The following is a 26,993-nucleotide window of genomic DNA, read 5'->3' as shown; positions in this document are numbered from 1 at the left end:
TTCGGTTCGGCGGCGCACCGGCTTGCCGGCGGCCGCGCGGGAATTCGTGCGCCGCTACGACGCCCCGTAGTACGACGCGTCGAGATAGTCGCCAAGGTGCGCGCGCAGGCGCTCGCGGAACAGCACCATGTTGTCCCACGGCTGCATGTATGCGGTCCATTCGTCGATCCGGTCTTCGGCGTCGAGATGCGCGATGCTGACGATCTCGAGCGGCAGCTGTTTCGACGTGAACGCCCGCAGGAAATGCGCGCCGTTGCGCAACGCGGGGCCGTAGTCGCATTCGCCGTACACCGCGCTCGCGTAGCCGAGCACATGGGACACCGCATCCACGCCGCGCACCGGCTTGACGAACGCCGGGCCGTGAAACGCCACGTCGTCGCTCAGCGGGAACGGCAGCCGCCGCTGCACGGGCGCGGCGGCGTCGCGCGGCACGCTGTCGTGTGCATCGACGTCGCGCGGCTGGGCCGTCACGCGTTCGAACCGCGCCCGCCACGGCGCGACGAACGGCAGCGGCCGCACCGCGATGCGCAGCTCGGCGATCTCGCCCGCCGCGTTCGTCAGCGCCAGCGTCACGCCGTCGATCGCGCGCTCGGCGGGGCCGCACCGCCAGGCGGCCGCGATCCCGGCGTCGCCGTCGAACCGCAGGTGCACGTCGAGCTCGGCGTCGAGCGTATCCGCCAGTTCGTGCAGGCAGCGCAGCGCGGCGTCCGCGCCGACGACCGGCTCGCGACGGAACGGGTGCGCGACCCGCACGTCGTGCGCGAGGCGGCGCGCGTCCGCGTCAAGCGCGGTCAGAAACAACGGTGGCGACATCGTTTTCCTCCTGATTCGGCGACATTTCGATTCCCGGCGCGGGCGCGGCCGTCGCGCCCCCGTCGAGCGTGGCGAGGAATTCGGCGACCTGCGGGCCGAACAGCGCGACGTTCTCGCGATCGAACATCGCGATGTGTTCGGCGAAGCACGAGAACGGCGTCAACCGCGGCGCGGCGGCGAGCTCGATACGGACGTCCAGCTCGCGCACCGGGGCCGCGAAGTGCCGCTCCCAGCCGCGCGAGAACGCGTTGCCCGCGATGTTGATCGAGAACGCCTGCGCCGACAGCGTCACGTCCCCCTGTATCTCGCCCATCGTCATCCGGTAGAAGCGCCGGATCGTGAACAGCGTCTCCAGCGCCTCGACCACTTCGCCGCTCGGGTCCGGCAACATCAGTCCGCGCCCGTTCTCCGCGAGCTGATCGAGGAACCACTTCGCGGCCTCCGCCACGCCGGCGCGCTCGATGCTCGCCGGCGCGGCCACATGCGGCAGCACCAGCCGCGCGAGATGCAGCACGTCGCCCGTGCTTGCCAGCCGGATGTCCGTGCCGAACACGGTGACGAGACGCTCGATCGCGTGCATGCCGGCAAGCGTCGCGTCGGCCGGATCGCGGTCCATCGCGCCGCGCGCTTCGACGAACTTCGCGAGCCGCACGCCGGTTTGCCGGTAGACGTCGAACATCAGCACGCCGAGCACCCGTTCGCCCTGGCGCTCCAGCAGCGCCGCGACCTCGAACGCGAGCCGACCGCCGGCCGACCAGCCGCCGAGCAGGTATGGCCCGTGCGGCTGCTGGCTGCGCAATGTCTCGACCAGCAGCGCGACGTACTCCTGCAGCGTTTCGCCGCCGAGCACCTTGTTCAGCATCACGAGCGGCCGATCGCCGAGGTATTGCCGCAGCGGCAGGTACGACCACGCGTAGCCGCCCATCCCGTGGACCAGCACGAGCGGCGTCTTCGATGCGTTGCCGGGCAGCGAGACCACGTTCGACGCGCGGCCGGCGCTGCCGTCGGCGGCCGGCGGCGTGCTGGCGCTGGGGGTGCCGGTGCCGTCCGTGCGCGCCGGGTCCGCCTGTGCATTACCCGCCTGCCCCGACAGCAGCGGCGCGATGTCGCGCAGCAACTGCTCCGCCATCGCCGCGACGCTCGGGTGATTGAGCGTGAACGTGTTCGGCAGCCGCTTGCCGCCGGTCGCCGCGCCAAGCTTGAGCCGCAGTTCGACCGTCATCAGCGAATCGAGGCCGAGATCGACGATCGCGCGATCGTCCGGCACGTCCTCGGCCGACGCGCCCGACACGGCCGCGACCGCGTCGCGGACGAAATCCCGCAGCGCCGCCAGCCGTTCGCCGGCGTCCGTCCTCGCCAGCCGCTGCACGAGATCCGTCGCGGCCGGCGCGCTTTTCGCGGCGGGCGCGTCGTGCGTCGTCGTCGGCACCACGACCTGCGGCGCGTCCGTCTCCGCGTCGATGAGCCCGTCGAGCACTTGCAGGCCGATCTGCGGATCGATCGTCAGGCGCTCCTTCGCGAGCTTCGCGCGCACCGCGAGGCCGATCTGCGCCCACGGGCCCCAGTCGATCGCGAGCGCGGGCAAGCCGAGCGCGCGCCGGTGGTGCGCGAAGCCGTCGAGGAACGCGTTCGCGGCCGCGTAGTTCGCCTGCCCGCCGAGGCCGACGAGCGCCGAGTTGGACGAGAACAGCACGAAGAAATCCAGCGCGTCGGCCTGCGTTTCACGATGCAGATGCCACGCGCCCGCAACCTTCGGCCCGAACACTTCCTCGAAGCCGTGCCACGTCTGCTGCGCCAGCGCGCGGTCGGCGACGAGGCCCGCGCAATGCAGCACGCCCGCCAGCGGCGGCATCGTGCGGCGCGTTTCGGCGAATACGCGCGCGACGTCGTCCGCGTTCGAGATGTCCGCCTGCTGCACGAGCACCCGCGCGCCCTGCGCGTCCATCCATTGCAGCACCGGTTCCGCTTCCGCGGTCACGCCGCGCCGGCCGACCAGCACGAGCGCGCGCGCGCCGCGTTCCACGAGCCGCCGCGCGGCCGCGAGGCCGAGCCCGCCGAGGCCGCCGGTCACCACATAGGTCGCGTCGGCCCGCACGCGGTTCTCGGGCGCGGCCGGGCCGGCCTGGAAGCGCACGAGCCGCGGCGTATGGCGCGCGCCGTCGCGCACGGCGATTTCGGGCATCGCGCCATCGGCGTCTGCCGCCGGCGCGTCGCGAAGCTCGTCCGCGAGCCAGTCGGCCTGCGCGTCGGCCGGCTTGCGCGGGTCGAGGTCGATCAGGCGGGTTTCGCATTCGGGATGCTCGCGCCGCACGACGCGCGCGAAGCCCCACAGCGGCGCCTGGTCGAGCGCCACGTCAGATGCCTGGGCCGGCTGCGCGCCGCGCGTGACGAACGACAGGCGCACCGTCGCGCCGCTCGCGTCCGCGTGCCGCAGCACGCCTTGAACCGCATCCAGCGCGGTGCGGCTGTTCGACGCGAGTGCGCGGCGCCAGTCGGCGTCGTGCGCATCCGTCTCGTCATCGGCCGGCCACGCGAAAACGACATCGGTCACGGGCGCGCGCTCGGCCGCCTGTCGCGCGATCCGCTCGAATTCGTCCGCGCCGCCTTCGTTCACGACGATGCGGGGAACGTCGCCGACTGTGTCGTGCCCGGCGTCGGTGACGAGCGTGCAAAGGTCGCCCGCGCTTGCAAGGCGCGACGCCAGCCCGCTCGCGAGCCGGCCGCGCGCGACGACCAGCCAGTGGCGGCCGCCGGGCGCTGCGGCGCGCGCGGCGAGCCGCACCGCGGCGGCCGGGCGCCATTCCTGCCGCCAGACCCAGCGCGCCCAATCGGCCGATGCGCCGATCAGCGTTTCCGGACGCACCGTGCGCTTGACGTAGCCGTCGATCTCGATCAGCACGCGCCCGTCGGCGTCGAAGAAGCGGATGTCCGACGTAATGTGCGGCCCCTGCTGCTCGCGAATCCGCGCATGACACAGCACGCGCTTGCCCGGCGACGCGAAGAACGTGATGCGCTCGAAACCGACCGGCACCGACAGCGTGGACATCTCGCGCTGCGCGACGCCGCTCAACTGGAAGCCGCAGTCGAGCATCGCCGGATGAATCAGGTACGCGCCCTGCTCGCGGCTTCTCGCGTCGTCGAGTTCGATCTCCGCGAACGCTTCGTCGTCGCCGCGCCGGATCTCGCGCATGCCCTGGAACGCCGCGCCGATCTGCAGGCCGAGCGCGTGCACCTTCGCGTACTGGTCGGCGGGTTCGACGCGCGTGTCGCAGCGTTCGCGCAGCGACGTCACGTCGATACTGCCCGGCGACGCGTCGACACGTCGCACGTCGAGCCGCACGTGCTCCGTGGGTGCGGCGGCATCGTCGGTCCCACGCGGCGTGCCGCTGAAGATGCGCACCTGCAGCGCGTCGTCGCCGTCCGGCAGCGCGTGAACGTGCAGCCGGCGGGCGTCGCCGTCGCCGATCACGAGCGCCGCCGCGAGGCCCACGTCGGTCAGCCGGAACGCGCCGTCGCCCCATTGCTCGCGTGCGGCCGCCAGCGCCGTTTCGACGAAGCCCGCGCCCGGGAACACGACCCGGCCGAACACGAGATGCTCGCCGATGAACGCCGGCAGCCGCGACAGCGTCTGTTCGAATGCGCCGACGATGCCGAGCGGCCGGCCGAGCAGCGGATGCCGGCCCGGCGCCGCCGGCGTAGCGTCCGCGCGCGGTTCGTCGTCGACCCAGTAGCGCTTGCGCTGGAACGGATAGGCGGGCAGCGGCACGCGCCGCCGCGGTTCGCCGCGATGGAACGCGTGCCAGTCGACGCGCGCGCCATGCGCGTGCGCCGCGCCGACGCTGTCGGTCAACTGCTCCATGCTGCCGCGCCCCTTGTGAACGGACGGCAGCCACACGCCCGGCGCGTCGCCGACGATGTCGCGCGCGATCCCGAGCAGCGTCGGGCGCGGCCCGACCTCGATCACGATCTCGCTGCGCGTGTCGAGCAGCGTCTCGATCCCCTGCGCGAAACGCACGGTATCGCGGATATGGCGCCGCCAGTAGCGCGGCGAGCACAGGTCGTCCGCGGAGGCGACCGCGCCCGTCACGTTCGAGATGACCGCGATCCGCGGCGGCTGGAACCGCACGCGCGACGCGACTGCCTCGAACGGGTCGAGGATCGGGTCCATCAGCGCTGAATGCGCGGCGCCGGACACCTGCAGGCGCGTGCATTTCACGCCCACGGCGTCGAGCGCGGCCTGCGCGCCGCCGATCCCTTCGCGGGTGCCCGAGATCACGATGCTTTCGGGGCCGTTGATCGCGGCGATCGCCAGGTCGTCCGGCCAGTCGCGCACCACGGCCTCGGCGCGCGCGAGATCCGCAACGATCGCGAGCATTTCGCCCTTGCGCGGCACCGACTGCATCAGCAGGCCGCGCGTGGCGACGAGCCGCAGCCCGTCCTCGAGATCGAACACGCCGGCCACGCACGCGGCCACCAGTTCGCCGAGGCTGTGGCCGATCACGACGTCGGGCTCGATGCCCCACGAGCGCCACAGTTCGGTCATCGCATACTCGAACGCGAACAGCGACGGCTGCAGATAGGCAAGCTCGTCGATCAGCGCGGCGTCGACGCCGTCGCCGAACATCACGGCCTTCAGCGGCACGTCGAGGACGTCCGCGAGGATGCGTTCGCACCGGTCGATCGCGTCGCGGAAAACCGGCTCGGCGTCGTACAGGTCGCGCCCCATCCCCGCGTATTGCGCGCCGCTGCCCGTATACAAAAACGCGATCTTCGGCGTGGCGCCCGCGCGCAGCCGCGCGACGTGCAGCCCGGCGGGCGCGCCGCCGTCGACGAACGCGCGCAGCGTCGCGGCAAGCTCGGCCGGCGTCGCGCCGACGGCCGACAGCCGGTGCGGCAGGTGCGGGCGCGCCGTCGCGGCGGTGAAGCACGCGTCCGCGAGCTGTGCGGGGTCGAGTGGCGCGAGATGCGCGGCATGGCGCTGCGCGAGATCGCGCAGCGCGCCGTCGCTCGCGCCGGACAGCACGAGCAGGTGCCGCGCGCGGGCGCTTGCTTGCGCCGCGCCGGGCGCTTCGCCCGCCCGCTCGTCCGGCGCCGTGGCGGGCGCCTCTTCGAGCACGACGTGCGCGTTGGTCCCGCTGTAGCCGAACGAGCTGACGCCCGCGACCCGCGCGGCCGCCGCTTGCCACGGCTCGGCCTGCCGCTGCACGACGATCGGCAGTTCGGCGAAGCGGATGTTCGGGTTCGGTTCCTGCAGGTGCAGCGTCGGCACGAGCGTGCGCCGATGCAGGCACAGCGCCGCCTTGATCAGCCCGGCGATGCCGGCCGCCGCCTCGAGATGCCCGATGTTCGACTTGACCGAGCCGATCGCGAGCGGCGCGTCGCGCGGGCCGTCCGACGCGAACACCGCGCCGAGCGCCTCGACCTCGATCGGATCGCCGAGCGCGGTGCCGGTGCCGTGCGCTTCCACATAGCCGACGTCGTGCGGCCGCAGCCCCGCGCTGCGCAGCGCGGCGCGCACCACGTCGCGCTGCGCGAGCCCGTTCGGCGCCGTCAGCCCGTTGGTCCGGCCGTCCTGGTTCACCGCGCTGCCGCGGATCACCGCGTAGATGCGATCGCCGTCGCGCACCGCGCGCTCGAGCGGCTTGAGCAGCACCACGCCGACGCCTTCCGCCCGCACGTAGCCGTTCGCGCGCGCGTCGAACGGCTTGCATTTGCCGTCCGGCGAGAAGAACGTGCCGTGGCTCAGCGAGATCGTCCGCTCGGGCGTGAGGATCAGGTTCACGCCGGCCGCGAGCGCGACGTCGCATTCGCCGTCGGCGAGCGCGCGGCACGCGTGATGCACGGCGACGAGCGACGACGAGCACGCCGTATCGACCGACACGCTCGGGCCGTGCAGGTCGAACGTGTACGACAGCCGCCCCGACGCGACGGCCGGGCTCGCACCCGTCGACACGAACGGGCTCGAATCGTGGGTGCGCGCGAGCGTGATTCGCCCGTAGTCGGACTGCGAGATCCCGACGAACACGCCGGCCGCGCTGCCGGCCAGCGCATCGGGCGCGATGCCGGCGTCCTCGATCGCCGCCCACGCGGCCTCCAGCAGCAGCCGGTGCTGCGGATCGGTGTCGCTCGCGGCCCGCTCCGACAGGCCGAACAGTTCTCGGTCGAACTGGTCGACACCGTCCACGAAGCCGCCCCAGCGGCTGTTGGTCTTGCCGGGCGCACCGGGCTCCGGGTCGTAGATGGCATCGGCGTCCCAGCGCGCGGCCGGCACCTCGGTGACGGCATCGATGCCGTCGGCGAGCAGCCGCCAGTACGCGTCGAGCCCTTCGCCGCCGGGGAAGCGGATGCTCATCCCGACGATCGCGACCGGCCCCGCGGCGCCGGCCCTGGCGCCTTCGGCCAGCGGCGCCGCGTCGTGCGCGTCGCCGCCCGTCAGATGGCGCACGAGCGCATCGACGCTCGGATGGTCGTACAGCACGGTCGGCGACAGCGTCCGGCCGAGGTGCTCGCCGAGCTCGGCCGCGATACGCACGACGCCGAGCGAATCCAGCCCGTATTCGGCGAACGGCCGATCGCCGATCTCGTCTTCGGGCAGGTTCGTGCATTCGGCGAGCGCGCGCCGCAGATACGCACGCAGATCGGCGCCCGCGCGCGCGGCCGATGCCGTGTTGCTTGCGGCGGCGCGGCGGCCGGCGCGCGCGACCACGTCGAGTTCGCCGCCCGCATAGCGCGCCGCGCACAGCGTGCGCTGCAGCTTGCCGGTGCCGGTGCGCGGCAGCGATCCGGGCGCGACGAACACGACGTCGTGAATCCGCAGCCCGTGCCGGCGGCTGACCAGGTCGCGCATCGCCGCCGCCGCGTCGTCCGGGTCGCGAAACGTCGACGGCTCGACTTCCGCCGCAACGACCAGCATCTCCTCGCCGGCGACCGAATGCGCGAATGCCGCCGCGCGCCCGACGCCCGCGTGCGCGCCGCCCTGCTCGGCATCCTGTTCGATGTCCTGCGGGAAATGGTTCGCGCCGCGGATGATGATCAGTTCCTTCAGCCGGCCGACGAGAAACAGTTCGCCGCGATGCGCGACGCCGAGATCGCTGGTTCTCAGGTACACGGCCGGATCGCCGTCGAGCGTCGCGTGGAACGTCGCCGCGCTCTCGTCGGGCCGGTTCAGGTAGCCGCGCGCCACGTCGGCGCCCGCCAGCCACACTTCGCCGACCTGCCCGTCGCGACACGGGCCCAGCGTCGCCGGATCGACGATCCGGATCGTCCGGCCCGCGTGTTCCAGCGGCCCGTAGCCGAGCAGTTCGACGCCCGCGCGCGCATCGTCGCGCCCGTCGGCCAGCTCGACCGCGCGGCCCTGCCCCAGCTCGCGCGCGTCGAACCGGCACACGAGCGGAAACCGGCCGGCCGGCGCTTCCGTGACCCGCATCGTCACTTCCGAGATGCCGTAGCACGGCTGCAGCGCATCGGCGCTGAAGCCGGCCGGCGCGGCCGCTTCAGCGAAACGCCGCAGCGTGTCGGCGCGCACCGTTTCGCCCGAGCTGTACGCATTGCGCCAGCAGTCGAGGCGCAGCGCGCGCCACTGCTCCGGCTTCACGCGCTGCACGCACAGGTCGTAGGCGAAGTTCGGGCCGCCCGAATGCGTCGCGCGGAAATGCGAGATCGCGCGCAGCCAGCGCACCGGCTGCTCGACGAACAGATGGGTCGCGAGATGCACGGCCGGAAAGCCGATGCATACGGGCAGGCACGCGCCATACATGAGCCCGGCCGCATGCGACGTCGGCGACCACGTGACGAGCACGCTGTCGCTCGTCAGCTGCGAGCCTTCGGATGCGCGCAGGCTGTTCGCGATGAAGTTCGCGTGCGTCAGCTCGACGCCTTTCGCGGTGCCGGTCGAACCGGACGTGTACTGCAGGCACGCGACTGTGTCGCCGGTCAGCGCGGGCGCCTGCCAGCGATCGGCAACACTGCGCTCGACGCGATCCACGGCGACGCGCGGCAGGTCGCGCAGCACGGGCACGGGCGCGAACAGCGCCGCAAGCTGCGCATCGGCGGCGTCCGTCGTCAGCAGGCAATGCGGCTGCGCGTCCGCCGCGACGCCCTCGATGCGGCGCAGCGCGGCGTCGCTGCGCGCGCGCTCGGGCAGCGCGAGCGGCACGGCGATCGCGCCCGCATAGACGCAGCCCCAGAACGCCGCGATGAAGTCGAGGCCGGACGGAAACACGAGCAGCACCGGCCGGCCCGCCGCGCCCTGCTCGACGAGCCGCGCGGCGATCGCGCGCGCGCGGCCGTCGAGCTCGCCGTAGGAAAGCGGCTCGGCGGCATTCAGGTCGTCGCCGTCGACGAACGCGAACGCGCGGCGCTCGCGCTGGTGTTCGGCGCGCCAGCGCAGCGCGGCGACGAGATCGGAAAACTCGCTGGTCTTGAGGGGTGCGGCGATCTGCATGAGAAGGACTCCCGTTGCGGTTCAGGCGTCAGGCGCCGCGCTGCGCAGGCTGCCGATACTCGCGCGCCTCGGCGTCCTGCGGGCGATACGCGCTCAGCCCGAAGTAATTGCGGAACAGCCGGTCGAGCGAGCGATACGTGCCGTCACGCGTCGAAAACACCGCCTGGATTTCCTGCGGGGCGTCCAGCTCCGCGAGTTCGCGCCGCAGCGCGTCCCACACGTGCGCGAACGCGTCGACGAAAATGCGCTGGAACCACGGCACCCCCGCCTCGGTGCCGACCAGGAACCAGCTGATCGACTGCGTCAGCTCGCGCACGCTCTGCCGCACCGCGAAATCGAGCTCGCCCGGCGCGCGCATCGTCGACACGTGGCGAATGCTGTTCACGTCGACGATCCCGCCGTCCAGCACGAGGTTTTGCGCCATCAGGCAGTTGCCGCGGCCGAAGTGCGCGGGATCGGTCGGAATCCAGCCGAGCGCGAGAAACTCGGCGGTCAGGCGAATCCAGCGCTCGATCGCCGTATCGGGATCGGTCAGCTCGCGCAGCGCCGCATGACGCTTGTCGTACGGCACTTCCACGCCCACGTCGCCGCCGCGCACGTGCATCGCGCGCATCGGATACGCCGGGTAGTGGTACACGTACGCGCCGAGCTCGTCGCGGATCATCGCCTCGACGAGGATCGCCGTGCGCGGCGACAGCAGCGGGCGCAGCACGTCGAGCGCCTGCTCGCGCACGGCCTCCGGCCAGCGATACACGAACAGCGGCGTCGGAATCCGCGCGAGCCGGCCGAAGCGGCGGTAATAGGCGGTCTGCAATTGCAGCGCGCAGCGCGCCTCGTCGTCGGCATCCCACAGCGGGTGGACGCCCGGCGGCTTGCCTTCGCTGATCGGAAAGCGTTCGAGCTGGTTCATCAGCGACAGATCCTCGAGCACGGGGCGCGCCTGGCCGCCGATCGTCCAGCTGAACACGTTCCACATCTCGCCCATGCGCTTGGCGATGCTCGCGAAGTTTTCCGACACGGGCTCGGTGCCCTTGATCGCGATGAAGCCGCGGCCGTCCGACACGCTCGTCAGCTTGCCGAGATCGAGATAGAACGCGCGGACGTGACGGTCCGGACGCGACACCGGGCCGTAATCGCCGAACGCCCATTGCTTCTGCACCGGCAGCTCGCCGTCCAGCAGCCCGTAGACGTCGCCGAGCGCCGGTTCGGTTTTCGCCAATGCATCGTAGATTTCCTGCGACTGCTCGCGAAGCGACCAGACCGGTTCGACGCAAGCCAGCTTCAGCCCGGTCTCGTCTTTCAGAAGTTCGTCCTTGATACGCACCTTGTCTGCCCCTATTGAAGGTGCCGCCCGGCGTCGGGCGGCTACGTACGGTTATCGCCGTGCCCGCGCGCCGCGGCACGGGCACGGCGTCGCTGCGTCATACGAGCGATACGCGGTACTCCGACATCCATAGATCGATCTGATACAGATACGCGAGGAACTGCGCGTCCTTCGCGTACATGCCGAACCAGTGACGATCCCTGGCTTCGTCGTCCGGCGACGCGAGCACGCGTTCCAGTTCGGCCATGTCGAGCAGCGGCCGCAGCGGCGACGACGGCTGCCGCAGGCGCTCGACCAGCAGCGCGCGCACCTGATGCAGGTAACGCGGGTTGTGCGTGGTCGGGAACGGGCTCTTCGGGCGCCAGATCACGTCGTCGGGCAGGATGCCCTGCATCGCATGGCGCAGCAGCCCCTTCTCGCGGTCGCCGGCGTTCTTCATGCTCCACGGCACGTTCCACAGATACTCGACGATCCGGTGATCGCAGAACGGCACGCGCACCTCGAGCCCTTCGGCCATGCTCGCGCGATCCTTGCGGTCGAGCATCATCGGCAGCCAGCGCGTGAAGTTGATGTAGAACATCTGGCGGCGGCGCGCCTCGCCGGGCGACTCGCCGGGCAGCGGCGGACATTCCGCGACGGTCTGCCGGTAATGCCGCGCGACCAGCGCGCCGGGATCGATCCGGTCGCGGATCGCCGGCGCGAGCAGCCGCTGGCGGCCGTCGACCAGCCGGACCCACGGGAACCGCTCCACCTCGTAGTCGCTCGCCTGGTGATACCAGCGATAGCCGCCGAAGATCTCGTCGGCGGTCTCGCCCGACAGCACGACGGTCGAGTGCTTCTTGATCTCGCGGCAAAAGAGCTGCAGCGACGCATCGACTTCCCACATGCCGGGCAGGTCGCGCGAGCGCATCGCGTCGCCGAGATGGGAGATCAGGTCCGACGTGTCGAGCATCACGCGATGGTGGCGCGTGTGCAGATGCGCGGTGACTTTCTCGACCCACGGCGCGTCCTCGTCCGGCACGTAGTCGGTCGGCTTGAAGTGCGCGCTGTTGTCGACGAAGTCGATCGAATAGGTGTCGAGCGCGCCGGCGCCCGCCTCCTTGAACGAGCCCGCGGCGATCGCGGTGATCGAGCTCGAATCGAGCCCGCCCGACACCATCGTGCCGATCGGCACGTCGGACACGAGCTGCTTCGTCACCGCATCGACGACGAGCTCGCGCACGCGCTCGACGGTGCGGTCGAAGCCGTCTTCATGCGGGCGGCTTTCGAGCCGCCAGTACGGCCAGGACTCGATCCCGTTCACGTTGCAGGTCAGGCACCAGCCCGGCTTCAGCTCCTCGATCTGGCGGAACACGCCGGCGCCCGGCGTGCGCGCCGGCCCCAGGAACAGCAGCTCCTGGAACGCGTCGAGCGTGACCTCGCGCGACACCCGCGGGTTCGCGAGGATCGCCTTCATTTCGGAGCCGAACACGAGCCCGCTGTCCAGCCGCGCGAAGAAGAGCGGCTTGACGCCGACCCGGTCGCGCGCGAGGAACAGGCGCCGGTCGGTCTCGTCCCACACCGCGAACGCGAAGATGCCGTTCAGCCGGTCGAGGCATGCCGGGCCCCATTCGATATACGCGTGCAGCAGCACTTCCGTATCGCAGCGCGTCTCGAAGCGGCAGCCGCGCGCTTCAAGCTCGCGACGCAGTTCCGGCGTGTTGTAGAGCTCGCCGTTGTACGTGATCGCGAACGTGCGTTGCCGCGCGTTGCGCACCATCGGCTGCGCGCCGTTCGCCGGATCGATGATCGACAGCCGGCGATGGCCGAGCGCGGCGCGCGCGGTCACCCATTCCCCCGATCCGTCGGGGCCGCGATGCACGAGCGAGGCCGTCATCGCACGCAGCGTCGGCACGTGTTCGCGCAGGTCGTGTTGCCAGTCCACCCAGCCTGTGATGCCGCACATGCTACCTCCCGTTGTCTGCGAGCGCGGATTGCCGCGCGTCGAGCGCGTCGGGCACGAACGTGCCGATATCGCCGACGCACAACCGATATTCGAGCGCTTCCAGCGTCGCGTTCACGGTCGCGTTCGCGACACTCGAATTGACCGCGGCCATCTTCCACGTGCGCACGCCGTCGGTGAACTCCAGGACGACGCGCACGCGTTGCGGCCGGTCGTTGATTGCGCGAATCCTGAAGTCGACCAGCCGCGTGCCCGCCAGCTCCGGGAAGAATTCGCCGCAGCGCGACACGAGCCGCTCGACGAGATGGCTGAGCGACGCGCTCGCGGCCGACAGCGAGAACTGCACGCGTTCGCCGACGAGCGCATCGTCGCCGCGCACCGCGAAGTCGAAATCGCCGTCGAACTCGATCAGGCTCGCGTCGGGCGCGCCGCCCGGCAGCGGCAACACTGCGCGGCCGCCGGCCGGCTCCGCGACGATGCGGGTCGCGACAGGAAACGCCTCGTCGACCGACCGCACCGACAGGCGGTTCACCTGGATGCGCGGGCTCGTCTTTCCGACGTGCCGCAGCAGCATCAGCACGAGCGACTCCTCGGACGAGTTGAACTCGAACCCCGCATGCTCGAGCTCCTTGACCAGGCGCACGAGCCCGTCGACGTCGGCGTCGGCGAACAGGTGCTCGAGCCGGTGCTTGCGCAGGAAGTTGTTCAGGTTGCTCTTGCCCGACACTTCCGACACGACGATGTCGCTGCGATTGCCGACCAGCGCGGGGTCGATGTGTTCGTAGGTGCGGCGGTGCTTCAGGTAGCCGTCGACGTGAACGCCGCCCTTGTGCGTGAACGCGAGCGAGCCGACATACGGGTGGAACGTCGGCCGCTCGGCCTGCAGCAGTTCGGCCACTTCCTGCGACAGGCGCGTGAGCTGCTGCAGCTTGCCGGGCTCGAGGATCGGATAGCCGAGCTTGAGCTGGAGATTCGGAATGACCGTGCAGAGATCGGCCATGCCGCAGCGCTCCGAGTAGCCGTTCACCGTGCCCTCGACGATCTTCACGCCGTTCTGCACGGCGGCGATCGTGTTCGCGACGCCGCAGCCCGTGTCGTTGTGGCAGTGCACCGCGAATTCGATGTCGAACGACCGCGTGACCGTCGACACGATCGACGCGACCTCGTGCGGAAAGCACCCGCCGTTCGTGTCGGCCAGGTCGATCCAGTCGACGCCGGCCTGCACGGCGGTCTCGATCAGCTTCAGCGCGCCGGCCGGATTCTCCTTGTACGCGTCGAAGAAATGCTCGAAGCCGAAGCTCACTTCCTCCATGTGCTGCTTCAGGAACCGGATCGAGTCGAACACCGACTCGAGGTTCTCCTCCGGCGAGATGCCGAGCACTTCGCTCACGTGCAGATCCCAGCCCTTGCCGAAGATGTGCCCGTGCGGAATGCCCGTGCGCACGAGCGCCTTCAGGCTCGCGTCGTCCTCGGCCCTGACCGACGCGCGCTTCGTGCGCCCGAAGGCAACGACCTTGATCTTCCTGAGCGACAAGGCCTTGAGTTCCTGGAAGAAGCGCGTGTCTTTCTCGTTCGAGCCGGGCCACCCGCCCTCGGTGTACGTGAAGCCCATGTCGTCGAGGAGTTCCGTGATCCGCAGCTTGTCCCGAACCGAGAACGAGACGCCCGACGCCTGGGCGCCCTCCCTTAACGTGCAGTCGTAGATCTTGATCATGCTGCCCCCGGGTTGGTCGACCTCAGTCTTTCAGGATGCCGTAGAAGCGGCCGGCGTTCTCGTAGGTGATCTTGCGCACGACGTCGTCCGGCAGCACGCTGAACTGCTCCGCGAACACCTTCTGCGACTCCGGCCACGTGCCGTCCGAGTGCGGATAGTCGGAACCCCACATCAGCGTCTCGACGCCCAGATCCTCGACCAGCTTGAAGCCGATGCGGTCGGTCTGGAAGCACGCCTTGCACTGGCGCCGCCAGTATTCGCTCGGCAGCATCTTCAGTTCGAGATCCTGGAAGCGGCCCTTGAACTCGTGGTCCATCCGCTCGATCACGTACGGCAGCCAGCCGATGCCGCTCTCGCCGAGCACGACGCGCAGGTTCGGATGACGCTCGAGCACGCCCGAGCCGATCAGCGCGGCGAGCGGATGCACGAGGCTCATCTGGAAGCCCGTCACGCTCGTGAAGAACGCGGCGCGCTTCGCCTGGCCCTCGACGTCGATTTCCTCGAGCGTGAGCGGCAGCGAGCGGAAGCAATGGATGTGAAGCGGCAGCCCCGACTCGGCGATCGTGCGCCACAGCGGTTCCCAGCTCGGATGCCAGAGCGGGCGCGTCTCGCGGCTCATCGCGAGGTTCACGCCGACGATGCCCGAGCGGCGGAATTCCGCCACGCGCCGGACTTCCTCCACCGCGGCGTCGACGCTCGAATCGTTCAACGCGGCGAGGCCATACAGGCGGCCGTTCGAGCCTTTGCAGAAATCGACGAGCCAGTCGTTGTAGATGCGGCACATCTCGATCGCGGCTTCCGGATCCTCCATGCGCATCAGCGTTTCGGCGGCGAGGCCGTACACGACGTCCGCGTCCACGCCGTCGAGATCCATGTCCTCCTGACGCAGCACCGGGTCGCTCACGCGGCGCCGGCCGTTCGCCGCGTCGCGATAGAGCCCGGTCGCGGCCATGATGTCGATCTTCGCGTTGCTGCCCGGCACGTACTTCTGGCCGTACGGACCGAAGCCGCACACATAGCCGAGCCATGTGTTCTTCTTGTTCGTCCAGTACGGATCCTCCGCCTCGACCACGAACGGCATCCGCTCCTTCAGGCTCGGCGCGGCGTTCTTCGTGAACAGATCCGACGGCAGCCAATGCAGGTCGATATGCGAATCGGCTGAAATTCTTTGAAAGGCCATGGTAGTTCGTCCTATTCTGTGTTTCAGGTTAAGGGCTCACAACGTCATTGCAATTTCATGTCAGACATTCGACTCGTGAAATCATTTTCAAGAAACGCGATTAATACTCCGCCGAGGTCGATTTGAAATCGACCCTGTAAATACATGCTCGGTTTTCTCGATCCGGAGTCGCGGCGATCGGCCTTGCAATTGCACGGCCGATGCGCCGGACGTCGCCCGGAGAGCCGCCGTGGGCGTGCGACGACGCCGCGACGCTTGTGCGCCGCCGCGCCGTCCGGGCCGGTCGGGGGAATTCGCTTCAGATATTAAGTTGCGATTTGAATTCGCAGAGGTTTCATCATGATTGTCGCCGCATCATTCTTGATAGCAGCAGAGTTAATCGGATGGATGAAGATTAAACGCGATCGCGACGACGAGGAATTTCGTTTTGTCTCAGATTGAATCGAATCCGTCTCATCGAGAAATCGGGCGCGCGATCGATACACGAAACGGATGGCGCGTGGGGCCGTGCGCGCGTAGTGACGGGCCGCGGCCGGCCGGGAAGTATACGAACGCGATCGTCCGGGCGGCGCGACCCGCAACTCGGCTGGAGTCGCGAGAGAAGGCGGCATACACCATGACAAAGTCGCACAGCGAGGAGGATCGTTCGCTATGCTGCCGGTGACGACGCGCCTATTCCATCCGATACCCATGAGCACAACCGCACGGACCATACTCAAAGCCATTCTGAGCATCCCCATCGCCTTTGGGCTCGCCTATCCCCTTATCCATCCCACAGAGGACGGAGGCGTTCTCGGCGAAATGGAGATGCTTGGGCCCATCGGCGGCATCGTCGTCATCGCGGTTTTCCTGGCGCTGGTCTATGCCTACGCGAGCGACCTCAGGACCACCCTGAAATCGGTCGACCGAGGATCGCGTGTGGCCGAACCCAACAGCGTCTGGTTCATGTTCCTCTTGCCATACAACTTCATCGAGGACTTCTTCATCGTGTCCAACGTTGCGAAGTCCCTGGAAGCGGAGTCTCGTGTCAATCCGGCTCTGTCGGGGTTGCGCTCGTTCGGCCGGATCAGCGGCATCGGGTGGTGTCTTGCCCAGGTTCTTTCGTTGATACCCAATACCATCGGCGCCATCGCCAGCGCAGTTGCGGTTTTCTTCTGGATTTGGCACTGGGTGTTCGTGCGCCGGGCGAACAGGATGCTCGCCGGCAGTCAGGCATCCGTGGCTACCGTACCTGGACGGACAGGATCGTAACCGTCCTTCGCTGACGAGCCGCCATCAAAAGCCGCCCGACGAAGCGCATCCCCCCGACACCCTGAAACCAAACCCGCGCGACACGCCGCCACGCGAGCCACTCAATACACATCCCGCACATACCGCCGCTCCTTCGCCAGCCGCGCGACATACTCGCCCGCCTTCTCGTCCGACATCCCGCCGTGCGCCGCTACCACCGACTTCAGCGCCGCATCGACGTCCTTCGCCATCCGCGCCGCGTCGCCGCACACGTAGAAATGCGCGCCCTCCTCGAGCCACGCGAACAGCTCGGCGCCGTGCTCGCGCATGCGGTCCTGCACGTACACCTTGTCCGCCTGGTCGCGCGAGAAAGCGAGATCGAGCCGCGTCAGGAAACCGCTGTCGCGCATCCCGGTCAGCTCGTCGCAATAGTAGAAATCGGTCTGCGCATGCTGCTCGCCGAAGAACAGCCAGTTGCGCCCGCGCGCGCCGCGCGCCCGGCGCTCGTGCAGGAAGCCGCGAAACGGCGCGACGCCGGTGCCCGGGCCGACCATCACGATCGGCACGTCGCCGCTCGCCGGCGGCCGGAAATGCGCGGATTTCTGCACGAACACCGGCACGCGGCCGTCGTCCGCGCGATCCGCGAGGAACGTCGACGCGACGCCTTTGCGCGCGCGCCGCCCGTTGTGATACCGCACGGCGGACACCGTCAGGTGGATCTCGTCGCGATGCGCGTGCGGGCTCGACGCGATCGAATACAGGCGCGGCTGCATTCGCTTGAGCATGCCGACGAGCTCCGCACCCGACAGCTCGACCGGGTACTCGTGCAGCACGTCGGCGAGCTGCTGGCCCCACAGCCAGTGCTTCAGGTCGGCCTTGCGCTCGTCGGCGAGCAGCGTCTTCAGCGCGCCGTTCGAGCTGCGCGCGGCGATGTACGCGAGCGCGTCCGGATGCGGGCGCGTGATGTCGAGATGCCGCGTGAGCGCGTCGCCGAGCCGCACGTCGCCGACGCCGGCCACAGTCACCGGCGTGTCGGCCTTCAGCGCGGTGATCTCGAGCAATTCGTCGACGAGCGCCGGGCAGTTGGTCGGCCACACGCCGAGCGCGTCGCCGGATTCGTATTCGAGGTTCGCGCCTTCGGTCGACAGCGACACGTAGCGCGTATCCTTCGCCGCGCCCGGCCGGTTGAGCCGCAGGTTCGCGACGAGCCGCGACGGCGCCGGGTGCGCCTTGGTCGGCAGCGCGCCCGACGGAATCGTCCCCTCGGCCGGCACCGCGTGCAGCGCCGCATCCTCCTCCTTGATCCGCACGACGACGCGCTCCAGCCAGCGGTCGGCGTCGGCCTGGAACTCGACGTCGCAATCGACGCGCGGCAGCAGCCGCGCCGCGCCGAGCGCCGCGAGCCGCGCGTCGAGCTGGCGGCCGTGCCCGCAGAACTGGTCGTAGTTGCGGTCGCCGAACGCGAGCACCGCGAAGCGCACGCCGTCGAGGCGCGCCGCGCCGTCGGCCCGCAGCGCGTCCCAGAACTCGCGGCCGTTGTCGGGCGGATCGCCGTCGCCGAACGTGCTCGTCATCAGCAGCACGTATTGCGCCTTCGCGAGCGACGCGACCGGATAGTCGGCCATGCAGGTCGTGCGGATCTCGAAGCCCGCGTTCATCAGCTGCGTCGCGTAATCCTCGGTCAGCGATTCGATGTTGCCCGTCTGCGACGCCCACAGCAGCACGACCTTCGGCCGCGTGCGCACGATCCGCACGCCGCCCGGCGCGGCGGCCGCGTCGGCGCGCGGGGCGGCCAGCGGCGCGGCCGGCTCGCCGTGGCCCGGCAGCGTGCGGCTGAACAGGCCCGCGAGCATGCCGTCGAGCCACAGGCGCGCGGGCGCGGCGAGCGGTGCGCCCGCGGGCAGCACGGGCACGCCGCGCGCGCGGCGACCGGCGTCGCTGCGCAGGCCGTTCACGAAGCCCGCGACGTACAGGCGCTCCGCGTCGGAGAGCGGCGGCGGCGCCGTATCGGCGATGCCGAGCGCGGCGGCGAAAGCATCGATGTCAGCCATGTCGAGTTCCTCGAACGCAGGGGCACCGTGCGCGGTCGCCGGCCGGGCAGCCGCGTCGGCCGCGCCGCGCTGCGGGGTGTCGTCGTGCGCGTGCGCGGCGGGAGCCGCAGCCACCCGGCTCAGCGCGACCGCGCAGCATTTCAGTTCAGGTTGCTGCGATACGGGATCGATCGCATCGTGGGTGACCGCGTTGATGCACAGGTCGTCGCCGTACACGTCGTTCCAGTGCATTGGCGCGAAGCAGTTGCCGGGCTGCACGCGATCGGTCACGACGGCCGGCAGCACCGCGCGCCCTCGCCGCGAGCGGATCTCGACGCTGTCTTGCGCCGCGATGCCGAGCGCTTGCGCATCCTCCGGATGAAGTTCGACGAACGGGCGCGGGTTCAGCTTGTTCAGCATCGCGACCTTGCCCGTCTTCGTCATCGTGTGCCACTGGTGCTGCAACCGCCCGGTGTTCAGCACGATCGGGAATTCGCGATCGGGCAGCTCGGCCGGCGCGACGTGCGGCCGCGCGAAGAACCGCGCCTTGCCCGACGGCGTCGGGAACGCGAGGCGCGGCGTGCTGCCGTCCGCCGCCGTGCGCAGCGTCTGGCTTACGCCGTCGTTCAGGTAGCGGACCGGGTTGCGCTGCCCGTGCGCCGCGCCCGGCGCGCACGGCCACTGCAGCGGCGCGTCGGCGAGCGCCGCGTGGCTCGCGCCGCGCAGGTCGTAGCCGGTCGCCGGGTTCGAGAAGCGCACGATCTCGTCGAACACGTCGGCGGCCGACGCGTAGTCGAACGCGTCGCCGAACCCCATCGCGCGCGCGACCCCGGCGATGATCCGCCAGTCGGGCAGCGCTTCGCCGGGCGGCGCGATCGCCTGCCGCATCAGCGTCAGGTTGCGTTCGGAGTTGACCATCACGCCTTCGCCTTCGGCCCACAGCGCGCCCGGCAGCAGGATGTCCGCATAGCGGTTGGTCTCGGTGTCGAGGAACGCGTCCTGCGCGATCACGAGCTCGGCCGCCTGCAGGCCGGCGATCGCGTTCCGCCGGTTCGGCACCGTTGCAACCGGGTTCGTGCAGATGATCCAGCACGCCTTCACCTCGCCGGCCGCCATCCGCTCGAACAGGTCGACGGTGCCGCTGCCCGTCTCGGTGCGCAGCGTGCCGCGCGGCACCTGCCACAGATCCTCGACGCACTGCCGGTCCGCGTCCGACAGCACCGAGCGCTGGCCCGGCAGCCCCGGCCCCATGTAGCCCATCTCGCGCCCGCCCATCGCGTTCGGCTGGCCGGTCAGCGAGAACGGGCCGCTGCCGGGCCGGCACAGCGCGCCGGTCGCGAGGTGCAGATTGCAGATCGCGTTGGTGTTCCACACGCCGTGGGTGCTCTGATTGAGGCCCATCGTCCAGCAGCTCATCCAGTCCGGCGCATCGCCGATCCACTGCGCGGCAAGCCGGATGTCGGCTTCGGCCAGCCCCGTGATCGCCGCGACCTTCTCCGGCGTGTAGTCGGCGAGGAACGCGGGCATCGCGTCCCATCCTTCGGTGAAGTCGGCGATGAACGCGGCATCGGTCCTGCCGTTCGCGTGCAGCAGGTGCAGCAGCCCGTTCATCAGCGCGAGATCGGTGCCCGCGCGGATCTGCAGGAACAGGTCCGCCTTGTCCGCGGTGCCGGTGCGCCGCGGATCGACGACGATCAGCTTCGCGCCGGCCTTCACGCGGTCCATCATCCGCAGAAACAGGATCGGGTGGCAATCGGCCATGTTCGCGCCGATCACGAAGAACAGGTCCGCGCGGTCGAAGTCCTGGTACGCGCCCGGCGGGCCGTCCGCACCGAGCGACAGCTTGTAGCCGCTGCTCGCGCTCGCCATGCACAGGCGCGAGTTCGACTCGATCCGGTTGGTGCCGACGAAGCCCTTCGCCAGCTTGTTGACGAGGTATTGCGCCTCGATCGACATCTGGCCCGACACGTAGAACGACAGCGCGTCCGGGCCATGCGCGTCGAGCACCGCGCGCAGGCGGCGGCCGGTTTCGGCGATCGCGTCGGGCACCGGCAGCGGCACGAGGTCGTCCTCGCGCGCGTCGCGCACGAACGCGCCCTCGAGCCGCCCGGATTTGCGCAGCGCGACGTGCGCCGACGAGCCTTTCGTGCAGAGCCGCCCGAAGTTGGCCGGATGGTCGGGGTCGCCGGACACCTTGACGACCTCGCCCTCCTCGACGTGCAGCACCATCCCGCAGCCGACGCCGCAGTAGGGGCACACGCTCTTCACGTTCGTCGCGGTCATGGCGGCTCCGGGTGCGTCAGGCCGCGACCCACACGACGCCGTCCTCGACGCGCGACGGATACGTGCTGATCGACTGGTCGGGCACCTCGAGGCACTCGCCGGTGCGCAGGTCGAAGTGATGCTTGTACAGCGGCGACGCGACGACGATCCGCTCGCCGAGGCTGCCGACCAGGCCGCGCGACATCACCGCCGCCTGCGACGCCGGGTCGACGTTGCCGATCGCGAACACGCCGCCGTCCGCGTGCGCGACGTTGAATACGGCGACCTGCTCGCCGTTGACGAGCGCGCATACGCCGGTGTTCGGCACGATCTCGTCGATCGCGCACACGCGGGTCCAGGACAGGGGCAGACGATCGTTCATGATGCTCTCCTTGCTGACGATGAACACGGCTCAAACGGTTTCGGTTTCGACCGCCACCGGGATGTCGACGCGCTTGCCGCGCGTGCGCTCGTCCGGCGTCGCCGGGCGAATCTGGCCGCGCGTCTCGACGAAGGCGATGTTCGCGTCGGGCGCGTCGCTGTTCACGAAGTGGCGGAAGCGCTTGCGCGTCTCGGGATCGGTGACGGCCCGCTTCCACTCGCACTCGTACGTGTCGATCACGTGCTTCATGTCCGCTTCGAGTTCGGCCGCGAGCCCCAGCTTGTCGTGCACGACGACGTCGATCAGGTAGTCGAGCCCGCCTTCGAGGTTGTCGCGCCACACGCTGGTGCGCTGCAGCCGGTCGGCGGTGCGCACGTAGAACATCAGGAAGCGGTCGATGTAGCGGATCAGCGTGTCGCGGTCGAGATCGGCGGCGAGCAGCTCCGCATGGCGCGGCTTCATCCCGCCGTTGCCGCACACGTACAGGTTCCAGCCCTTCTCGGTCGCGATGATGCCGACGTCCTTGCCCTGCGCTTCCGCGCATTCGCGCGTGCAGCCCGACACGCCGAACTTCAGCTTGTGCGGCGAACGCAGGCCCTTGTAGCGGTTCTCGAGGTCGATCGCGAGGCCGACCGAATCGTCGACGCCGTAGCGGCACCACGTCGAGCCCACGCACGACTTCACGGTGCGCAGCGACTTGCCGTACGCATGGCCCGATTCGAAGCCGGCCGCGATCAGCGCTTCCCAGATCAGCGGCAACTGCTCGACGCGCGCGCCGAACAGGTCGACGCGCTGGCCGCCGGTGATCTTCGTGTAGAGGCCGTACTTCTTCGCGACCTGGCCCACCGCGATCAGCCCTTCGGGCGTCACCTCGCCGCCCGCCATGCGCGGCACGACCGAATACGTGCCGTCGCGCTGGATGTTCGCGAGGTAGTAGTCGTTCGAATCCTGCAGGCTCGCGTGCTCCTTCTTCAGCACGAACTCGTTGAAGCACGACGCGAGGATGCCCGCGACGGCCGGCTTGCAGACGTCGCAGCCGAGGCCATGGCCGTGCTTCGCGAGCAGCGCGTCGAACGTCGTGATGCGCTCGACGCGGATCAGGTGGAACAGCGCCTGGCGTGAATACGCGAAGTGTTCGCAGATGTGGTTGTTGACGGCCAGGCCCTGCTTCTTCATCTCGGCCTTCATGACCTGCGTGACGAGCGGCACGCAGCCGCCGCACGACGTGCCCGCGCCCGTGCACGACTTCAGCGCGCCGATGCTGGTCGCGCCGTCGCGCACCGCCGCGCACAGCTGCGACTTCGACACGTTGTTGCACGAGCAGATCTGCGCGGCCGCAGGCAGCGCGTCGACGCCGAGCGCGGGCTTCGCCGCGCCGTCCGGCGCGGGCAGGATCAGGAACTCCGGCGATTCGGGCAGCTCCACGCGGTTCAGCATCATCTGCAGCAGCGTGCCGTATTCGGCCGCGTCGCCCACCATCACCGCGCCGTGCAGGAACTTGCCGCAGTCGGACACGACGAGCTTCTTGTAGACCTGCTTGCGCTCGTCCGCGTACTGGTACGTGCGGCTGCCAGCCGTCGCGCCGTGCGCGTCGCCGATGCTCGCGACGTCCACGCCCATCAGCTTCAGCTTCGTGCTCAGGTCCGCGCCGGCGAACGAGGCCGCTTCGCCCGCCAGCTGCTTCGCGACCACCCGCGCCATGTCGTAGCCCGGCGCGACGAGGCCGTACACCATGCCGTTCCACGCCGCGCATTCGCCGATCGCGTAGATGTCCGCGTCGCTCGTGCGGCAGCCGTCGTCGATCGCGACGCCGCCGCGCGGGCCGAGGTCGAGCCCGCATGCGCGCGCCAGCTCGTCGCGCGGGCGGATGCCGGCCGAGAACACGATCATGTCGGTGTCGAGATGCGTGCCGTCGGCGAATGCCATCCGGTGCGTGCCTTCCTCGCCGTCGACGATCTCGAGCGTGTTCTTGCCGGTATGCACCGTCACGCCGAGCGCCTCGATCTTCGCGCGCAGCATGCGGCCGCCGCCGTCGTCGACCTGCACGGCCATCAGGCGCGGCGCGAACTCGACGACGTGCGTGTCGAGCCCCATGTCGCGCAGCGCCTTCGCGCATTCGAGGCCGAGCAGGCCGCCGCCCACCACCACGCCGCGCGTCGCGCGCGCGCCGCACGCCTGCATCGCCTCGAGATCCTCGATCGTGCGGTACACGAAGCAGTCCGCGCGCTCGCGCCCCGGCACCGGCGGCACGAACGGCCGCGAGCCGGTCGCGAGCACCAGCTTGTCGTAGGCGAGCGTTTCGCCGGACGCCAGCGTGACCGTGTGCGCGTCGCGGTCGATCGACGCGGCCTGGGCGTTCAGGCGCAGGTCGATGTGCGGGTGATCCGCGAAGAAGCCCGGCGCGACGAGCGACAGGTCGTCCGCCGACTTGCCCGAGAAGAATTCGGACAGGTGCACGCGATCGTACGCGGGGCGCGGCTCCTCGCCGAGCACGGTCACCTGCAGCGCGCCCGGCGCTTGCGCCGCGACGCATTCGAGCAGCTTGTGACCGACCATGCCGTGACCGATGACGATGAGTTTCATGATGGTGTCCTCGAACGATCAGTTTGCGATGCCGCCCGCGGCCAGCGCGCTTTCGCGCAGCGCCGCCTCGCGGGCCTTGTGTTCTTCGCTGAAGCGCACCGCCATCGCGCACAGCGCCGACACGGTGACGATCAGGCCGAGCAGGCTCAGCGTGTGCTGCACGTCGCCGACGCCCTTCAGCAGGAAGCCCGCCGCGACCGCGCCCACGTTGCCGCCCGCGCCGACGATGCCCGCGACGCCGCCGAGCGCCTTGCGGTCGATGAACGGCACGAGCGCGTAGGTCGCGCCGCACGCCATGTGCGTGAACAGGCCGAAGGTCAGCATCGCGACCAGCGCGATGCCCACGCCGTTCGCATGCGAGAACCAGATCAGGCCGAGCCCTTCGCCGACGATCAGCGCGCACAGCAGCGTCGCGCGCACGTCGAGGCTGCGGCGCGCGGCGACCTTGTCCGACAGCCAGCCGCCGAGCGCGCGCGCGAACAGCGCGAGCACGCCGAACAGGCCCGCGGCGAAGCCCGCGTCCTTCAGCGACAGGTGGAAGTGGTCGACGTAGTACAGCGCGGCGACGTTGTGGATGAACACCTCGACGCCGAAGCACGCGCCGTACGTGACGAACAGCATCCACACGCGGTAGTTCGCGCACGCGGCGGCGAAGCTCGCCCAGCCGCCCTTCTTGCCGCTGTCGATCGTCACGCCCTGCCGGCGCAGCGCGGCGAAGTCGCCTTGCGGGCAATCCTGCGTATAGCGCCAGTACACCCACGCCATCGCAAGCATCGCGATGCCCGGCACGGCGAGCGCGACGCGCCATGCGGACGCATCGCCGACGCCGAGCATCAGCGCGGCCGCGACGAGCAGCGGCAGGAACGCCTGCGCGGCGCCCGCGCCGGCGTTGCCCCAGCCGGCCGACGTCGCGTTCGCGGTGCCGACGACGTTCGGCGCGAACATCACCGACGTGTGGTACTGCGTGATCACGAAGCTCGCGCCCACCGCGCCGATGCCGAGCCGGCACAGCAGGAAGGTCAGGTAGTCATGGCTGAACGACACCGCGAACACCGGGATCGCGCCGATCGCGAGCAGCCCCGCATACACGCGGCGCGGGCCGAAGCGATCGCACAGCGGGCCGACGATCAGCCGCACGACGATCGTCGCGGCCACCGCGGCGATGTTGATGTTCGCGACCTGCGCGGCGCTCAGGTGGAATTCGCGCGCGATCAGCGGCATCAGCGGCGCGCACGCGAACCACGCGAAGAAGCAGACGAAGAACGCCATCCACGTCAGATGGAACGCGCGCATCGGCGCTGTGCGGAAACTGAAGAGATCGATGCGGGTAGCTTTATCGGTCATGGCTCATTCACCAAACAAAAACGGCGTCCTGCGTATCCGGTCACCTGTCGTGACCCGATGCGAAGGACGCCGTTGCCCAAGAAGCCCGTCGCCGGGCACGTCGGTAATCGGTGCTGCAGGCCAATCGCCGTTGATTGGCTCGATCGACACTATGCAAGCGCCGTGCCATGCCGGGAAGAATCCCGTCGCAGGGCGGTTTGCGGCAGGTTCGAACGGCCCGGAGCCGGCGATTTGACCTCGATCAGCGACGCGTCGTGAGGCAGCGAGGCACAGTTGTAGTGCGATGCAGCACTGCCGCCGTGCGGCGTCGCGGTGCACGCGGACGGTGAATCGCGCACGCGCATGCGGCATCGCACCGGTGCGCGCGAGGCCGCCGCGCGCCCGCCGAAGCTGGCCCGGATATTGCTGAAAGGTGGAAAGACATCGGCAATGGCGCCGATGCGTGGTACCCGCAGCACGCGCGCCCACCGTCATGGACGGGGACGCAACCGGACAACGGCGTCCCTCCGTGTCGAACGCACGGGCGGATGCCGTTGTCGCTTCGGCTTCGGCTTCGGCTTCGGCTTCGGCTTCGGCTTCGGCTTCGGCTTCGGCTTCGGCTTCGGCTTCGGCTTCGGCTTCGGCTTGGGCTTCGGCTTGGGCTTCGGCTTGGGCTTCGGCTTGGGCTTGGGCTTGGGCTTGGGCTTGGGCTTGGGCTTGGGCTTGGGCTTGGGCTTGGGCTTGGGCTTGGGCTTGGGCTTCGGCTTCGGCTTGGGCTTCGGTTTCGGTTTCGGTTTCGGCTACGGTTTCGGCTACGGTTTCGGCTACGGTTTCGGCGCGCGCGCGGGCTACCGCACCGGCCTCATCGCGGCCCCCGCTTCACCTTCGACCGCCACGCACGCGTGGCAATGGAAACGCATCATGACGACTGGCAAGGTCACCCTGGTCGGCGCCGGCCCCGGCGATCTCGACCTGCTCACGTTGAAAGCCGTGAAGGCGCTCGCGGCCGCCGACGTGCTGCTGCTCGACGATCTGGTCAATCCGGCGATCGTCGAACTCGCGCCGCAGGCGCGCGTCGTGCGCGTCGGCAAGCGCGGCGGCTGCCGCTCGACGCCGCAGGCGTTCATCGAGCGGCTGATGCGCCGCTACGCGCTGCGCGGCGCGCACGTCGTGCGCGTGAAGGGCGGCGAGGCGCTGCTGTTCGGCCGCGCCGGCGAGGAACTGAGGATGCTGCGCGACGCGGCGATTCCGGTCGAGATCGTCAACGGCATCTCGTCCGGCTTCGCGGCGGCGGCGAGCCTCGGCGCGTCGCTCACGCATCGCGAGCATTGCCAGGGCGTCACGTTCGTCACCGCGCACCTGCAGGACCACGGCGAGCCCGACTGGCCGCGCCTCGCGGCCACCGGCACGACGCTCGCGATCTATATGGGCATGAGCCGCGTCGAGCGGATCGCGGCCGGCCTGCTCGCCGCACTGCCCGCGTCCACGCCGGCCGCGGCGGTGCAGTGGGCCGGCACGCCCGACGAGCGGCGCTGGGCCGGCACGCTCGGCGCGCTCGCGCAAGGCGTCGCCGAAGCGAGGCTCGGCAGCCCGGCGGTGATCCTGGTCGGTGCGGCGATCGGCGAGGCCGCGGCACGCACGCAGGCGGACGACACCACGGGGCCGAACGTCGCGCCCGCGGTTCGGCGTGCGGCGTAGGATGCGGCGCGCAACGCGGCGCCGGCCGCCCGTCTATAGTGAAAGCGCCGGCCGCCCGCGCGGCGACCG

The 26,993-nt window shown here is 70.0% G+C and carries 12 protein-coding genes; 2 read left to right on the top strand and 10 right to left on the bottom strand.

The window, feature by feature from the left end:
- Nucleotides 1–54: 54 nt before the first annotated feature.
- From ABFO07_RS21385 to ABFO07_RS21360, 6 genes are all read right to left on the bottom strand, one after another.
- The gene (locus ABFO07_RS21385; RefSeq protein WP_060148692.1) at nucleotides 55–813 is read right to left on the bottom strand and encodes a hypothetical protein; all 759 of its coding nucleotides are present in this window, start codon (nucleotides 811–813) and stop codon (nucleotides 55–57) included.
- Nucleotides 782–9,256 (bottom strand): SDR family NAD(P)-dependent oxidoreductase, encoded by an 8,475-nt coding sequence (locus tag ABFO07_RS21380; protein WP_347469525.1) that lies wholly within the window; start codon nucleotides 9,254–9,256, stop codon nucleotides 782–784. The genes ABFO07_RS21385 and ABFO07_RS21380 overlap by 32 nt, the downstream gene beginning before the upstream one ends.
- A gap of 28 nt (nucleotides 9,257–9,284) precedes the next feature.
- Complete coding sequence (locus tag ABFO07_RS21375; RefSeq protein WP_059565709.1) at nucleotides 9,285–10,580, bottom strand: hypothetical protein; 1,296 nt, start codon at nucleotides 10,578–10,580, stop codon at nucleotides 9,285–9,287.
- 97 nt (nucleotides 10,581–10,677) lie between these two features.
- The gene (gene asnB, locus ABFO07_RS21370) at nucleotides 10,678–12,525 is read right to left on the bottom strand and encodes an asparagine synthase (glutamine-hydrolyzing) (protein WP_059565708.1); all 1,848 of its coding nucleotides are present in this window, start codon (nucleotides 12,523–12,525) and stop codon (nucleotides 10,678–10,680) included.
- 1 nt (nucleotide 12,526) lies between these two features.
- On the bottom strand, nucleotides 12,527–14,236 hold the full coding sequence (gene cimA, locus ABFO07_RS21365; RefSeq protein ID WP_347469524.1) for a citramalate synthase: 1,710 nt from the start codon (nucleotides 14,234–14,236) through the stop codon (nucleotides 12,527–12,529).
- 22 nt (nucleotides 14,237–14,258) lie between these two features.
- Complete coding sequence (locus tag ABFO07_RS21360) at nucleotides 14,259–15,416, bottom strand: amidohydrolase family protein (protein WP_059986880.1); 1,158 nt, start codon at nucleotides 15,414–15,416, stop codon at nucleotides 14,259–14,261.
- A gap of 651 nt (nucleotides 15,417–16,067) precedes the next feature.
- On the opposite strand from ABFO07_RS21360, the gene ABFO07_RS21355 reads away from it, so the two are divergent.
- Nucleotides 16,068–16,667: a hypothetical protein gene (locus tag ABFO07_RS21355; RefSeq protein ID WP_260427015.1), complete on the top strand. Its 600-nt coding sequence runs from the start codon at nucleotides 16,068–16,070 to the stop codon at nucleotides 16,665–16,667.
- Nucleotides 16,668–16,768: 101 nt separating this feature from the next.
- Here ABFO07_RS21355 and ABFO07_RS21350 read toward each other — a convergent pair whose 3' ends face one another.
- The 4 genes from ABFO07_RS21350 to ABFO07_RS21335 are packed head-to-tail and all read right to left on the bottom strand — an operon-like array spanning nucleotide 16,769 to nucleotide 25,247.
- Entirely contained in the window at nucleotides 16,769–20,959 is a 4,191-nt protein-coding gene (locus ABFO07_RS21350) for a bifunctional nitrate reductase/sulfite reductase flavoprotein subunit alpha (RefSeq protein ID WP_322229869.1), read from the bottom strand.
- Nucleotides 20,960–20,975: 16 nt separating this feature from the next.
- Nucleotides 20,976–21,320, bottom strand: coding sequence for a nitrite reductase small subunit NirD (gene nirD, locus ABFO07_RS21345; protein ID WP_059993238.1), 345 nt, complete (start codon nucleotides 21,318–21,320; stop codon nucleotides 20,976–20,978).
- A gap of 30 nt (nucleotides 21,321–21,350) precedes the next feature.
- Entirely contained in the window at nucleotides 21,351–23,903 is a 2,553-nt protein-coding gene (nirB, locus tag ABFO07_RS21340) for a nitrite reductase large subunit NirB (RefSeq protein WP_060148695.1), read from the bottom strand.
- Nucleotides 23,904–23,921: 18 nt separating this feature from the next.
- Nucleotides 23,922–25,247, bottom strand: coding sequence for an MFS transporter (locus ABFO07_RS21335; protein WP_059810347.1), 1,326 nt, complete (start codon nucleotides 25,245–25,247; stop codon nucleotides 23,922–23,924).
- Between the two features lie 900 nt (nucleotides 25,248–26,147).
- Here ABFO07_RS21335 and cobA point away from each other — a divergent pair.
- Nucleotides 26,148–26,924: a uroporphyrinogen-III C-methyltransferase gene (gene cobA, locus ABFO07_RS21330; protein ID WP_347469670.1), complete on the top strand. Its 777-nt coding sequence runs from the start codon at nucleotides 26,148–26,150 to the stop codon at nucleotides 26,922–26,924.
- The last annotated feature ends 69 nt before the right edge of the window (nucleotides 26,925–26,993 follow it).

This window comes from Burkholderia stagnalis (assembly GCF_039848545.1).
In the GTDB taxonomy this organism is placed as follows: Bacteria; Pseudomonadota; Gammaproteobacteria; order Burkholderiales; family Burkholderiaceae; genus Burkholderia; species Burkholderia stagnalis.
This window is presented reverse-complemented; position numbering and strand designations above follow the sequence as displayed.

What these genes read in the sequence shown, in the direction of transcription:
- ABFO07_RS21385 (WP_060148692.1), bottom strand. Translation starts at nt 813, where the DNA reads ATGTCGCCACCGTTGTTTCTGACCGCGCTTGACGCGGACGCGCGCCGC.
- ABFO07_RS21380 (WP_347469525.1), bottom strand. Translation starts at nt 9,256, where the DNA reads ATGCAGATCGCCGCACCCCTCAAGACCAGCGAGTTTTCCGATCTCGTC.
- asnB (WP_059565708.1), bottom strand. Translation starts at nt 12,525, where the DNA reads ATGTGCGGCATCACAGGCTGGGTGGACTGGCAACACGACCTGCGCGAA.
- cimA (WP_347469524.1), bottom strand. Translation starts at nt 14,236, where the DNA reads ATGATCAAGATCTACGACTGCACGTTAAGGGAGGGCGCCCAGGCGTCG.
- ABFO07_RS21360 (WP_059986880.1), bottom strand. Translation starts at nt 15,416, where the DNA reads ATGGCCTTTCAAAGAATTTCAGCCGATTCGCATATCGACCTGCATTGG.
- ABFO07_RS21355 (WP_260427015.1), top strand. Translation starts at nt 16,068, where the DNA reads ATGCTGCCGGTGACGACGCGCCTATTCCATCCGATACCCATGAGCACA.
- ABFO07_RS21350 (WP_322229869.1), bottom strand. Translation starts at nt 20,959, where the DNA reads ATGACCGCGACGAACGTGAAGAGCGTGTGCCCCTACTGCGGCGTCGGC.
- nirD (WP_059993238.1), bottom strand. Translation starts at nt 21,320, where the DNA reads ATGAACGATCGTCTGCCCCTGTCCTGGACCCGCGTGTGCGCGATCGAC.
- nirB (WP_060148695.1), bottom strand. Translation starts at nt 23,903, where the DNA reads ATGAAACTCATCGTCATCGGTCACGGCATGGTCGGTCACAAGCTGCTC.
- ABFO07_RS21335 (WP_059810347.1), bottom strand. Translation starts at nt 25,247, where the DNA reads ATGACCGATAAAGCTACCCGCATCGATCTCTTCAGTTTCCGCACAGCG.
- cobA (WP_347469670.1), top strand. Translation starts at nt 26,148, where the DNA reads ATGACGACTGGCAAGGTCACCCTGGTCGGCGCCGGCCCCGGCGATCTC.